The 13,292-nt window shown below is 32.7% G+C and carries 19 protein-coding genes; 4 read left to right on the top strand and 15 right to left on the bottom strand.

Annotation, left to right across the window (positions count from 1 at the left end):
- Positions 1–168: 168 nt before the first annotated feature.
- Positions 169–540, top strand: coding sequence for a hypothetical protein (locus JGH11_RS16105; protein WP_201113522.1), 372 nt, complete (start codon positions 169–171; stop codon positions 538–540).
- 13 nt (positions 541–553) lie between these two features.
- On the opposite strand, the gene hemN is transcribed toward JGH11_RS16105, so the two are convergent.
- Genes hemN through JGH11_RS16090 form a run of 3 tightly spaced genes read right to left on the bottom strand, consistent with a single transcriptional unit; the run spans position 554 to position 5,255 of the window.
- Entirely contained in the window at positions 554–1,921 is a 1,368-nt protein-coding gene (gene hemN, locus JGH11_RS16100) for an oxygen-independent coproporphyrinogen III oxidase (RefSeq protein ID WP_201113520.1), read from the bottom strand.
- Entirely contained in the window at positions 1,899–3,143 is a 1,245-nt protein-coding gene (locus JGH11_RS16095) for an MFS transporter (protein WP_201113518.1), read from the bottom strand. The genes hemN and JGH11_RS16095 overlap by 23 nt, the downstream gene beginning before the upstream one ends.
- A 9-nt stretch (positions 3,144–3,152) precedes the next feature.
- Positions 3,153–5,255, bottom strand: a complete 2,103-nt coding sequence (locus JGH11_RS16090; RefSeq protein ID WP_201113516.1) for a TonB-dependent receptor — start codon at positions 5,253–5,255, stop codon at positions 3,153–3,155.
- A gap of 261 nt (positions 5,256–5,516) precedes the next feature.
- Between JGH11_RS16090 and JGH11_RS16085 the strand changes: the two genes are divergently transcribed.
- On the top strand, positions 5,517–6,020 hold the full coding sequence (locus JGH11_RS16085) for an MFS transporter (protein ID WP_201113514.1): 504 nt from the start codon (positions 5,517–5,519) through the stop codon (positions 6,018–6,020).
- An 88-nt stretch (positions 6,021–6,108) separates the two neighbouring features.
- Positions 6,109–6,270 carry a hypothetical protein gene (locus JGH11_RS16080; protein WP_201113512.1) on the top strand — a complete coding sequence of 54 codons (162 nt, stop codon included), beginning with the start codon at positions 6,109–6,111 and terminating at the stop codon, positions 6,268–6,270.
- A gap of 767 nt (positions 6,271–7,037) precedes the next feature.
- Here JGH11_RS16080 and JGH11_RS16075 read toward each other — a convergent pair.
- From JGH11_RS16075 to JGH11_RS16025, 11 genes are all read right to left on the bottom strand, one after another.
- A complete protein-coding gene (locus tag JGH11_RS16075) occupies positions 7,038–7,499 on the bottom strand; it encodes a hypothetical protein (protein WP_201113509.1) in 462 nt (153 codons plus the stop codon).
- Complete coding sequence (locus JGH11_RS16070; protein ID WP_201113507.1) at positions 7,496–7,903, bottom strand: structural protein P5; 408 nt, start codon at positions 7,901–7,903, stop codon at positions 7,496–7,498. Before JGH11_RS16070 ends, JGH11_RS16075 begins: the two co-directional genes overlap by 4 nt.
- Positions 7,896–8,171: a hypothetical protein gene (locus JGH11_RS16065; protein ID WP_201113505.1), complete on the bottom strand. Its 276-nt coding sequence runs from the start codon at positions 8,169–8,171 to the stop codon at positions 7,896–7,898. The genes JGH11_RS16070 and JGH11_RS16065 overlap by 8 nt, the downstream gene beginning before the upstream one ends.
- An 11-nt stretch (positions 8,172–8,182) precedes the next feature.
- Entirely contained in the window at positions 8,183–8,509 is a 327-nt protein-coding gene (locus tag JGH11_RS16060) for a hypothetical protein (protein WP_201113503.1), read from the bottom strand.
- Positions 8,510–8,638: 129 nt separating this feature from the next.
- Positions 8,639–8,989: a hypothetical protein gene (locus JGH11_RS16055; RefSeq protein ID WP_201113501.1), complete on the bottom strand. Its 351-nt coding sequence runs from the start codon at positions 8,987–8,989 to the stop codon at positions 8,639–8,641.
- 24 nt (positions 8,990–9,013) lie between these two features.
- Positions 9,014–9,868 carry a hypothetical protein gene (locus tag JGH11_RS16050; protein WP_201113499.1) on the bottom strand — a complete coding sequence of 285 codons (855 nt, stop codon included), beginning with the start codon at positions 9,866–9,868 and terminating at the stop codon, positions 9,014–9,016.
- The gene (locus tag JGH11_RS16045; protein WP_201113497.1) at positions 9,865–10,608 is read right to left on the bottom strand and encodes a hypothetical protein; all 744 of its coding nucleotides are present in this window, start codon (positions 10,606–10,608) and stop codon (positions 9,865–9,867) included. Before JGH11_RS16045 ends, JGH11_RS16050 begins: the two co-directional genes overlap by 4 nt.
- 19 nt (positions 10,609–10,627) lie before the next feature.
- Positions 10,628–10,936: a hypothetical protein gene (locus tag JGH11_RS16040; RefSeq protein ID WP_201113495.1), complete on the bottom strand. Its 309-nt coding sequence runs from the start codon at positions 10,934–10,936 to the stop codon at positions 10,628–10,630.
- A gap of 4 nt (positions 10,937–10,940) precedes the next feature.
- Complete coding sequence (locus JGH11_RS16035; RefSeq protein WP_201113492.1) at positions 10,941–11,123, bottom strand: hypothetical protein; 183 nt, start codon at positions 11,121–11,123, stop codon at positions 10,941–10,943.
- Positions 11,124–11,136: 13 nt separating this feature from the next.
- Entirely contained in the window at positions 11,137–11,928 is a 792-nt protein-coding gene (locus tag JGH11_RS16030; RefSeq protein ID WP_201113490.1) for a KilA-N domain-containing protein, read from the bottom strand.
- Between the two features lie 238 nt (positions 11,929–12,166).
- Positions 12,167–12,370, bottom strand: coding sequence for a hypothetical protein (locus JGH11_RS16025; RefSeq protein WP_201113488.1), 204 nt, complete (start codon positions 12,368–12,370; stop codon positions 12,167–12,169).
- A gap of 222 nt (positions 12,371–12,592) precedes the next feature.
- Here JGH11_RS16025 and JGH11_RS16020 point away from each other — a divergent pair, with 222 nt between their 5' ends.
- Entirely contained in the window at positions 12,593–12,877 is a 285-nt protein-coding gene (locus JGH11_RS16020) for a helix-turn-helix domain-containing protein (RefSeq protein ID WP_201113486.1), read from the top strand.
- Between the two features lie 5 nt (positions 12,878–12,882).
- On the opposite strand, the gene JGH11_RS16015 is transcribed toward JGH11_RS16020, so the two are convergent.
- Positions 12,883–13,119 (bottom strand): hypothetical protein, encoded by a 237-nt coding sequence (locus JGH11_RS16015; protein ID WP_201113483.1) that lies wholly within the window; start codon positions 13,117–13,119, stop codon positions 12,883–12,885.
- Between the last annotated feature and the right edge of the window lie 173 nt (positions 13,120–13,292).

Below are 13,292 nucleotides of genomic sequence, written 5' to 3'. Positions count from 1 at the left end.
GTTCATATATTAAAATGCTATATAAGATTCGTAATAATAATAATATAATAGTTATAACTTTGTTAATCTTACTCAAAAGTGGAGAGCCTTATTATAATGTTTATCTGATTGTTTTTATGTTACTTGTTGGTATCATTGAATAGCTTCAGTTTTAAAAAATAAATATAGATGAAAGAATACGATTATAGTCGTAATTATAATAGAACAAACAACAATTGGGGATTTAAAATAATTTCCATTACGACCCTTTTATTAGCCGGATTTATGGCCTTTTCTCATTTTTATGAGCTAATTAATAGTAGTCTGATGGAAAGTGTTCAAAATATCCATACTGGCAGCGAACCTCTTTCCATGTCTTATTATGAGCCTCAAATAAGGTCCTCTGCTCTCATGCTGATTTATGGTATATTGTATGCTTTACTATTCCTTCTATCTTTATTTTCTTTAGCGAAAAAGAATATTCAACTATTGTATTTATGTCTGACGCTGACAATATTAATAGGTATTGTTGAATTTATCCTGAATGAAACAATATTATAGATAGAGAGGCTATTTATATTGATTTAGAGTATCTGTTTTCTTTAGTTCCCAATAATCTGTCAAAAGATGCAGCAACGTTACGTACAAATGGAGCTGCCTCAGAAAGTACAGTCAGAGCGTTATTGTCATATTCGATTATTCCATCGTTTGCAAACTCTTGCAATTGAATCTCGTTATAACCAATAGTTGATTTTATTTTATCTGCTGAAATATTAAGCTCATTGGATAAATTTTGCCAATTAATGGTATAGTTGCACATCAACCGAGAGATAACCTCTCTTGTTATTTGTTCTTCTTCGTTTAAAATATACCCTTTTGCTATAGGAAAGATCCCTTCATTTACTTGTTCTATATATGTTTTCAGGTCTTTTGTATTTTGGCTATAGGCAGTGGCAAGCTGGCTTATACCTGTAATTCCAAAGGCGTATACTTGTCCTGTAGTACGGCGTGTACAATATCCTTGGAAATTACGATGGAGGGCTTTCGATTGTTGCGCTTCATATAATTCGTCATTAGGAAGGACAAAATGATCTAAACCGATAGTCTTATATCCGGCGTTATTCAATTGTTGCTTGGCAGTTTCATATATCTTACTTTTTATCTCGATAGATGGTAAACCAACGTTTTCCAGTTTTTTTTGTAACTCATTTACCCAAGGTACATGTGCATATGAAAAGGTGACTATTCTATCAGGCTTTAATGCTATAGCTTTGTTTATTGTCTTTGTAAATGATTCTACTGACTGTAGGGGGAGTCCATATATAAAATCCATATTTACAGATATTCTTCTGTTTTTTAGAATTTTGAATATGTCTTCTATAGGCATACGAGGGGCCTTTCTATTTGACGCCTTTAATACATCTTCATTAAAATCTTGTACCCCTAAACTAATTCGGTTAAATCCGGCATCAATCAGGTCATTCCAGTATGCTTCATCTGCATATCCCGGATGACATTCAATTGCTATTTCCAGATTCTCGATACAATTAAATTCAGATAAAACAAGTTGATTCAGTTCCTTTAATACGGATACGGGTTGAGACGTTGGAGTCCCTCCTCCATAATGAATTTGTGATATCTTCCGGTTATGATCTAGTAACGGAAGTGTCATTCTAATTTCTTTTTTTAGAGCATCTATATAATCCGAAACTACTTTGTCGTTTTTTAACAACTGAGAATTGCATCCACAGTAGTAGCACATATGATAGCAGAACGGAATATGTATATAAATAGAAATATGCTGAGGATTCTGATTGTTTGATTCTATAACTGCCTGCCGATATTTATTTTCAGTGAATGATTCATTAAAAAAGTTAGCAGGAGGATAGCTTGTATATCGAGGAACAGGGATACTATATTTATTCAATAATTCTTGTTTCATTATCTTCTTTAGTTGCTTTTAATTTGAATGCAAATAATATAAATGTAAGGGATATGGCAGCGATACACATCTCTACTACAAATAAGCCTTTATATGTTATCATTGCTGCTATTTTTCCGGAGCTGACTCCCATTATAATCCCACTAAGATGTGTTATTACAGTTTGTATAGTAAAGTCAGTACCTTCATAGCCGGGGCGCACACAATCCATCGCTGTAGTATAAACTACAATGACAGAAATACCATAACTTCCCCATAGTAATGAGATGCCTAAATGTAATGTTGCTATATTTACAGGTAATACAGAAACCAACAGGCAGAAGTAGATGGTCGTGACCAGCGTACAAACTGCAAATAAAATACGTGCAGCATGCCGTCCTATTTTACGTACAATAAAACCACCGCAAAAGGATGCAATACAGCCGATTGATGTACCCACTATTCCCGACATGATACCAATTTGCTTTATACTATAGCCATAATCAACCAGCATTGGTTTTAGCATGGCTAAAACACCAATAAGGCCTGCATAGTATAAGAAAAGAAATATGATTTGTTTTCCGATACCTTTTTGTTTGAAGAAGCCTAATATATCATTCGCAGTAGGTCTTTCTTGTTGTTTAGGCTTAATAACTTCGTTGCCCCTTCCTCCTTTAAAAAAGAAAAGAGGTATAATAGCTATAATGACAAATAAAGCTAGAAAGGGTAGGAGATTGCCCCATCCAAATTGATGATATAGTAAAAGTAGAAAACCGCCACCAATCATTGCTCCGGCAAAACTACCCATAGATTGCATACTGTTTGCCAGGCTTTTATCTTTTTTACTAAAAGATAGGACGGCCAATGAGTCGGTTGCTATATCTTGAGTGGCAGAAGCTATGAAGGATAGTATAATAAGGCCTATAATAACATATGGCGTTGTTTGAAAATCGAGAAATGAAACTGCGAGTATAATGCTGGCATAAATAAGTTCAGATGAGAATATCCAACGTTTAAAATCATTGAGTTTATAAGTTGTACGATCTACAGCCGGAGACCAGAGAAATTTTAGAATCCAAGGAAGTTTCAGCAATTGGAGCATACCTATCGTTTCGAGAGAAAAATTCTGCTGTCTCATAATGACTGGTAATACAGTGGAGAAAAAGCTCATAGGTATAGATTGCGCTATATACAAGCAAAAAAATGTAAATAGATGTCCTCCTTTTTGGAAATTAAGCTTCATCCTTTATATTTAGAATTTAAGATTCATGTTTATACCACATGTAAAAGGCCTCCCTTTTTGCACATAATCTTTTTTTGCTAGATTGTTGAGAAAATAATAGGAGATATATCCCTCGTTTGTAATATTTTTAGCCCACAAATCTATAGAAAAATCTTTCTTCACAAAAGATATCTTTCCATTAAGTAGATTATAATATTTTTGCGTAATGTCATTGTTGTCTGCCCAGTATATTTTGCCTGCACCTGTATATTGAGCGTTTAAAACAATATTGTCGAGCCATGCTTTATTTATACCCAATGTGTAATTTGCCGAAAGTGCGGCTGTATGCCTAGGTACCATTGGTAGATAATGGTTATCATAGCTTGTTGCCACTCCCGTGAGGTCATTATAGTCTTTATAATCTTTATATTTAGCACTTGTATAACCATAGGAAATCTGAAAGTTAAGATTCTTTAAAGGGTTTATTTGAGCTGATAGTTCCACTCCCTTGCTGACCGATTTTCCTGCATTTTTTATGATAAACCCTTTTCCTCCGGTTTTGGTTTGAGATATTTGCTGTTTGTCCCAGTCGATATAGAACAGGCTCATGTCGAAGAATATAAGGCTATTAAATAAACTGCTTTTAGATCCCACTTCGTAGCTCCAGCTATATTCAGGATCGAAAATTCGATCTTCTTGTCTTTCGGCCGTATTATTGAATCCTCCGGTTTTATACCCTTTACTCACAGAGAAATAAGCAAGTCCGTCTTTTCCAAATAAATATTGTAGAGCTGCTTTTGGAGTAATCTGAGAAAAAGAGGTTTTATCTTCAACAGGATCTTCTATTCCTTTGGGAGTCGTACGGTTTGAAGTGGATTTTGTTTGTTCCCAATCGTAACGAAGCCCTAATACTAAAGACAGGCTCGGATCGAAGATGTCTTTTATTGTAGATTGATGATAGGCTGCAAAACCGTCAGTGGGATTGTGTGCACTTTGTATGGTATGTTCTTTTGTTGAACGATTGTCCGTATCATTTGTTTGATAATAACTTTGATGAAACCCGAATAGTCCGAATTGCCAGCTATATCTGCTGTCTTCGTTCAGGGATTTTATATTGAATTCCTGAGAATACATTTGCTGACGTTGGTAGAAACTTACGTAATATAGGTCCTGAGGCATAAAATCTTGATCCAGACCTTGTTTCCCATCATAAAACTGAAATGAAGATTGGGATCCGATTTTAAATTGGTCCGTTACGTATTCTATATTCAGACCGTTAGTGGACATATTTCTTCGATAGAAACTATGTTCGTTATAATTTATATCGTCCATCTCAGTTGTTTCTTTATCGAACACTCTGTAAGGATAACCATTTTGGTTTGAGTATTCATAAGCTAATATTAAATGCATTAGCAAATTTGGTTGTATGCGCCAACTGAGTCTGCCCCGAGTAGAAAATGCGTCTATAGGATCAGCTTTTTTATTTGTTGTAATATTTTTAAAGTATCCTCCCGAATGGAGATAATTACCAGATATTGCATAACCTACTTTGTTATGGACATTACCATAATGAGATAATCCTGCTTGGTAGTTATTATAATTTCCCGCAGTCAGATTAAGGTTTGTGCCTTTATATTTGAACGGAGACTTTGTGAAAATATTAATAATACCTCCCATCGTATTTCGTCCATATATTGTTCCTTGTGGGCCACGCAGTATTTCTATCCGGTCTATATCGTTAATATTCACATCGAATGAAGAACGGTCGAAATAAGGCACACCATCAACATAAAGACCTACTGAGGGTGCATTACGGTGCGAGCCTATACCTCTTATATAAGCCGGTGAAGTCATTTTAGAACCGTAATCGGGAATATAGAGATTAGGTGCAAGAGATGTAATTTCTTTGATATTAACTATGTTAAAATCGTTGATTTCCTTACTTGTAATCAATGAGGCAGCTACAGGCTGTACATATAAATTATTGTTTTGTTTAAATGATTCTATTACGATTTCTTTTCCTGTATATTTCATTATAACAGAATCACTATCATTATATATATCATCAGCTTTTATGCTATTGGAAACAAATATAGATATTAAGATAAACAACAGAATGTGTTTGATACTCATACTTCTTTTCAAAATCAGATGTTGTATTTTTAGTTGATATGCAAATTTAGAAAAATGGTAAATTCTGGTCAATCACTAGATGTAGTGATATTTAATATAATTTCATTTTTGATTCTTTGCACCAAAGGTAATAGTTAATTATTTGTGATAGTGTAACATTTATTACTATATGAGAGGGTGAGAGATTTAAGAACACCTTATATATTAGTTAAAGGGATTCTCTCTTTTATTTTATATTTTTGATAACTAAACAAGCGAAAAATGAAGAAAGTAAGGAAAACAGCTGATGGCTATTATATATTTTCTCAAAGTATTTTAGTCGGGAGCGATGCGGCAGGCTTACTAAGTATTGTAGGTATTGGTGGGGCAGTATCGGCTACGTATGTCAGTCGGATAGTCGATATAATAGACAAAAGAAAGATTTTGTTTGCATCTTCTATATTGATGTTATTGGCTTGGCTATTATTTTATTCTACAGGACTTATGTATATAGGCCTTATATTTGGTATATTTATATTAGATATAGGTTTGCAATCTATCCATATAACTAACCAAAGTATTATCTTCTCAAAAGATGAAGATGCCACAAACAGGTTAAATACTGCTTATATGACATGTTATTTTTTAGGAGGTTCTTTAGGAGCCTTTTTAGGAGGTAAGGCTTGGGCTATTTGGGGATGGGATGGAGTTGTAATTACGGGGATTGTTTTTATTCTTTTCCTTCTTGTTCTGCAATTCTTCCCTTTAAAATCTCTTAATAAATGAAATGATCTTCTTTTCTACCTTGTGAACGAACATAAATCGCTGTAAATATGTTTAGTATAGTGTATGTTCAATTAAATCTATAATAGTCATGAAAAGAAATGAAATAAACAAATCTCCACAGGATTTTAAGGGATATGAAGAAGCCAGAAAAAATAAGGTAAATGAACCACCTACTCCTATTAGTGAAAAGGAAGTAAAAGCTGCTCTGAATAGAATCAATCCTGATGAAAATAATATGGATAGGGGATAAGCTTTTAAGGAAATATAGAAGGCCTTATATAATGCAAAATTATATGAGGCTTTTTTATTATGTTATAGACCAGATGATCAATGATATTATTGCTCCCAACATTGAAAAAGAAAACATAAAACCTCCAATATAAACAACCTTTTTTGATAATAATCGTTTACGCTTTTTTAGGAAAGTGCCTGAAATGTACCAAAGTATAATGCTTGATACAAATAAAGCTATACTAACATATAATATGATTAAATAGACTTCCATTTCTCAAGAATACTTATATTAATATAACATTGAATAGAAATATTTGGTTCAGTTTGAATTATAGAATAACCCTATCGAATGTTAAGGGAGGGTGATTAGTAATCACATGGTATCTTCTATGATATAAGGAAAATCAGGAGTATCGAACCGATGGAGAGAACAAAGTATTTGAATTATTCAGTCAAATATCAAGCACTTACAGGGGTATAAAAAAATCGGACAAACCCTTTTTATCAAGTTTGTCCGAAGTAGTGGAGAATATCGGACTCGAACCGATCACCTTTAGACTGCCAGTCTAACGCTCTAATATTGTAATCTGTATATGTTATTGATAGTTAGCTAGATATAAGGTTTGTTAAATATCATTGTAATACTATTGTAATACGAACGCCAGTTTTAACATTATTTAGTTGTGCTATAAAGCATAAATATAAAAAGAATGCCCGACTTTCACAAGCCAGACATCCCGATAACTAAAAACATTAATGAGAAAAGAAATTCTTCAATTATAACTAACTATGAAAAAACATCTTTTTTATTATGGAAAATATTATTGATCTATATTTGATACCTAAGAATGCAAACAAAGCAAATAAAACTAATGATGTAAACCATATACAAGCTTCCTGATACCATTTTAAACGATTGACCTCTATTGTATCACCTTTAACGGGGTAAGGGACTTGTATGGAATCTATCTTGAATACCGAATCGCGAACTATTTTTATTTTATCTATATACTTATATTTTTCTTTGATTTGAAAAACAGTATCACCTTTCATATAGCGATCTTGAAAAATTGAATCGTATCTTATTAGCGAATCTATTTTTATTTTGTCTTTATACTCTATTTTCGTTTTCTCAACAGGCACATAGACCGTCTTAGTCTTGCATCCGACTAATAATACCAGAATAAGCAATACGGTTAATATTGCTATGATTATAGTTATAGGTTTACTTTCATCGTGTCTCATTTTATCCTGTCTTGTAATTTAAATCCCGCTTCAACGTCTTTAATATCTGCAGGTATTCCGTTTTCCATGCGAGACATAGCTGCAACAATTTGCATAAATTCTTTTCCAGAATTAGGTGTAAGCACTTTATTTCTTGGAATACCAGACCATTTTTCAACACACTCAATATATTTGTCCGTGTGATTTTCAACAGATGGTGCCCATGCGCTTATTATCTTGACAATAGTATCACGCTTGTATTTTGTAAGGTAAGTATGAAGCGTCACAAACATAGCTCTGTAACCATAAGCCATAGTCTTAAACTCTTTAAAACGCTGATCTCTGGATGGTATTACTTCACCCTGAAACACATCGTTTCCTTTTTCAATGTTACCCGCATTCTTATTTAAATATCCTCTAGTCATTCTCTTTTTCTTTTTCTTCTTCCTCTGTTTTATCTTCTTTCTTTCCTCTAAAAAGTTCTAATTCCAGACGCTTAAACCTGTCGGTTACATACAATGCTACTCCGAATATTGAGCCTGCATACAATAAACATTGTGCAAATAACCATAATACACTATCATGTATTTGTCCGTCTGATTTAATGAATCCAGCGATAGTTAAAGAACTACCTAGAAGCAACATTCCTATTGCGCTTAAATACTGGATCAACTCTTTAGTTTTGGTTTTCATTCATAAGTGTTTTATATATATTTTAAGAAGCTAAACAGCTTTCTATTTTTCAAATATTCAGTATTGCCATGGTTAGCATAAGCCTCTCTTTCAAATGAGATATTGTAATAAGCTTCCATTTTGCTTTTATACTGAAATAGCCTTACAAGCCACTCAATTACATACCATAAATAGAAAGGAATGTATAATAGTTCTCTCATTTGCTGAGTATGTATAGCCTCGTGTCTGATATTTTCTGCTGATAGCGGTTTATATATACTCTTAGCAAACACAACACCACATATATTAATTGCGCTGTGATTCGTGAACGGAATATATTTATTATAAACTATCTTCATATATGAACAATACTTATTATTACAAATATAATTATACTTTAGTTGTCATGTGTTGTTTATAACTAAATAGTTTTCAACAAAAAAAGCACCCTGTTAAGAGTGCCTTTAAAAATAAATGTGAGCTATTGATTATTTACCTAGAACTAGCCTAAAAAGTATTGTCGCTTCCTTTATAAGGCTGTGTCCGTCACCTATTCTTGTATTATCGGATATAGTACCTATCCAAGTCATATACATGTCGTCGAGCATTTCTTCTATATCTGTAAGTGTCCACATCGTTTGCATAAAGCCACTAGTCAGGGCTAATCTTTTGTTTTGCTCTAGTGCATCATTTACTAGCATATCCACAACACCCATGTTGTTAGAAATATTTACAAGTTCCTCCCTGTTTTCTGGGTATCTGTCAATAAGTTTTTCAACGCCTGATTGCATGGCATCTATTGCCTTTGCTAATTCTTCTGTAATTGCATTTGGTTTCATATATGTATAAATTATTGGTTTTGTTTATTTCTCTAATTCTATTTGTAATTTGGTGATCTCTGATTTTATATCCATATCAAACAAATTTTGTATTCTAGACAATAATACAGAAAGAAACTCTTTATTATCCTCATCTTTTTGTAGTGTATTAATCTCCTTTACAAATTGATTAATTATCATACATATTGTCAAGAGCATTACTGTAGCATTTTCACTTTTCGTTGTGTTTTCTATTGAATGTAATAGCTCATCATCTTCTGTATTCTCAACCATTACTCCGTTTTGCATTCTATACGTTTTTAGATTTTCAAACCCAATAGATTTAGCCATATCTTTAATTGAAAACGAACTATTTAAACTTATATATCTACTTATATACTCTAAATCATCTGGCTTAGTTTCAATAACTATATCACGCCAATCATCTGGTATTAAATCCAAAATTATAGAATATGATAATAGCTTATCATCTGGTACATTTTTAACAATATTGCCGTTGTCATCATAGTCATCATCGTCACCTCCATATTTATTTATCATATCTATACGCTTCGAACGTGCATAGTATTCCCAACTACCATTAAATTCAGATAAATATTCATGGATTATTTTTTGCCAATCTTCTAGCTTTTTGATAACAGCATGAGCATACATCTCAAACAAACATGTTTGATAGAACATCTTGTATGTATCATTGTTATATTTTTTTCGCTTTTTCCTGCTTTTTAAATAACTTGACTCATTGAATGATTTAGGAGATGATATAATTCGAGCTAAATCCATATTTTTAAAAACCTTGTTAAAGAAAAAAGCTAAAGTGCTATCATGTTCTATTTGCTCAAAAAATTCGTACTTCTTTACGCTACTATATTTGCTCATGCTATTCTTTTTATTGGATTCCACTTCTTATTATACATCTCTCTCAACTCTTGGATTAAATCATTGAAAGAAACTATATGCCCCATCTCAATAGACGTTGCAAGATATTTCTCTAAATCCTCCAATTGTTTTAATTGGTCTTGACTTGCCGTATTCCTTATTCCAGTCTCATGCTGATTGAATACGACAAAGTTCAACGCTTTGGCTAATCCTGAATAATCTACATTATCAAAACGAGTTACAGCTTTTGTCAAGCCTTTATACATATTGCCTGCTTCAATACGATTCAATATCAATTTATCGGCAAGCCAACAAACTGTAGTAGCGTAAATCTCTGGGTGAAGCTCCATCGCAATAAGCATCCATATATACGGATCAGCCCAGACTGATTTATTATCGCCTCTGCCAGTTGTCTTATAGGCTTTCATATTTTTAAGCACCTTTTTAAGACCTTGTTTTTCAACATCTTTCATAAAGTGGGAAATTCCCCCTTTTATGAAATCATCCTGTGTATCAATAAAATAACCTTGTTTTTGTAGGATGTAATATATTCTTTCAGCATTTACGATTGAATCAAAAATCTCGTCAGAGCGTCTGTAACTCCATCCTTTTTTACTCCTTTCAATTTCATAAGCTCTCGTTAAATCAGACACATTCAAGAATCCTGTTTTGGTTTCTTGACGAATAATAACACCGAATAAGTTACGGTCTTCGGATTTCATTGTTATATTTGTTTTCATAATTAAGCTATTTGTTTGGTTATACTCGCAAAGAGGTTCTCGTGGCGGTCAAACTTTGAAGAGCCTCTTTGCTATTACCTGTTAATACATCCCTCAATCGAGCTATCTCATAATTCTTTTCGTATAGCTCCTTCTCTAATACTTCCACCTTGTTTGTCAACCCCTTTATATTACCTTTATATGAAGCAATATACTTTTGTGGGTTTCCTGCAATTTCTTCAAGCTCACATATATATGCGTAAGCTTTTCCCAATTCCATCTGTAGAAACTTTACATACTCATTGTGTGGAATCTTGGATAATCCGAATATTGGTTTTTGCTTGTTCATACTACTATTCATCACATGTTACCAAAATACCATCTTCCTTAATTTCCGAAGTCCATGCCCTGTCTGGGTTTTCTACTCTAAGTACATGAAGCGTGTTTCTGATTGACGAATAACGCTTGCGCTCAAATAAATACGATTCTCCTTTTTTAAGATTCTTGATCTGTGATTTAATTCCTGTTTTTTTCATGATGTTTACTAGTTTAAAATATTCCTGATTGTTTTCTGCTGTCAACAATAGCTTTTGCCACAATCCTCGATGAATTATAACATTCAGCTTCACATCGTTTTTCTCCTTTAATTTCTTTACCTTCAATATTATGCCTTGCTAGTGTTTCTGCAAAATCAACGGCTGATAGTTCTAACTCGGACATATTATCTCTTATCTTAGCCGTATCGGGTAGGTTTTTCTTTTCTCTTATTAAAGAAGTACCTCCTTCACCATATAAAGGTTCATAAATAGCATTCGTACATTTTTTAAAACCCAAAGGAGATTCTACACCATGATTAGCTAAACAAGCTGTAAATTCTTTGCGCTTTATTTTTCCGTCCAACCTAGCTTTTATCCATTTGTCGGATTTACCCCTTTTCCGATAGGCGTTAATATACCGTTCACCTATTAGATCAGGATTCTTTTCTTCTTCTACTCGTTGGAAGAAAACTTCGTTAACTAAAACAGATAAATCTGTGTCAAGATATTTTGCATACTCAAGAACTATTTGCTGAACACCACGAGTCCCACCACCTTTACCTCGCTTAGATTTTATAATGTGGGATTTTTCCACATTTAAAAATCGGCATACAGAACCAATAAAACTTTCTGTTTCGGGTAATCTACTCCATTGTCTGGGATCTTTATTTTCAGGCTTTCCTGCATACTCCCACAAGCCATTTAAACTTGATGTTCCATCTTTTTCGGGGTTTAAATGCTTTAACAATTCATTTTTTTTACTGTTTAATGAGGTAATCTCATTCTTTTTGTCTAATTTTGCCATACATATAAATATTAAGTTTTACAATAAAATATTTAAATCGGTGTTTGTTGCTGCAAGCACCTTTTTTTATGTCTAAAAGGAAAGCCACCAATCACTATATGCGTGTGTGTGGAATTTGGCATATCTCTGTGATTAATGGCTTCTTATATCTTTATTAACGAATTCCACCTCGTTACAAATTATCTATTTCAAATATACAACATGACAACCAAAGTACAACTATATTTTCTAATTATTTTTAAAATTTATTTTGATCTACACGATAGCTGAATACTTTGTCGCTTAGTATAATATCCATTACTCCGCTTTCCGCATTATAGTTTATCATAAAGCCAATAGGGTTGGTTTTCGCAATAGCAGGAGTATTGTTCGTGTTTCTCCTAGAACCTCTATATCTGTTTAACCTTGATCTTTTAGGTCTGTCTATTAATATTGTTTCCATAATTTTGAATTTTATTAATTTCTTACTCTGAAAAATTTACTACCTTTGAATTGTCGCAGTAATAAATTATAGCTTTAGTTTATTTTTATACTGCAAATATAACTATGTATATATTAAACATCATAATTAATTAAGTTAAATAATGCTAATAATAATAGTGATAGTTTTATTTTATGTCATTTATTAGCTTGTAGTTTAATTTTAAATATAAACAACTTGAAAATGATTAAACTAAGAGTCAAAGAATTATTAAGAGAAAAAGGAATTACGCAAAAAGAGCTTGCCGATAAAATGAACATAACGGAAGTTGGTCTTTCAAAATCTTTGACAGGTAACCCGACTACAACAACCTTAGAGAGAATAGCGGATGCCTTAAATGTAGACTTTCTTGAATTATTCGCACCTCAATCTAAAGGTATCAATGGATATATTGAGTATAATGGAATAATAAGAAAAGTAAGTTCTAAATCTGATATTGAAAAGATACTCCATGAGATTAAAGAATAATATGATTAATCTCCGTTATAAGTATTGTTTGCGTAATAGTTAGTCAATGATTCAGCAAGCATGTTCATGTCGTGCATGATAGAACCTCTTTTTGCCTTGCGAACTTCATATACCAAATAGAACTCATCACGTCTTGCCTTGCTCCAAGCCAACGTTAAAGCTTGTGACATAGATAATTCTTCATCTTTTCTTAGTTTATTAGCTAATTTCATTATCTTTGATCGGTTATAAGTTGTTTTCATAATTGTAGTATATTTTATTCGTTGTTGATATATTTTTATACTACAAATGTAAGGTCATAACATTACGTGTGCAAATATATTTAATGTTTTAACATTAAATTAACTTTTATTTTTAAGGTTGAAACCTTACACGTCCTTTGCACGCTTGATTTAATTAATAACTAGGATATGGT

The organism is Dysgonomonas sp. Marseille-P4677, assembly GCF_016652235.1.
In the GTDB taxonomy this organism is placed as follows: domain Bacteria; phylum Bacteroidota; class Bacteroidia; order Bacteroidales; family Dysgonomonadaceae; genus Dysgonomonas.
Note: the sequence above shows the minus strand (reverse complement) of the source record. Positions and strands in the feature narration are given on the sequence as shown.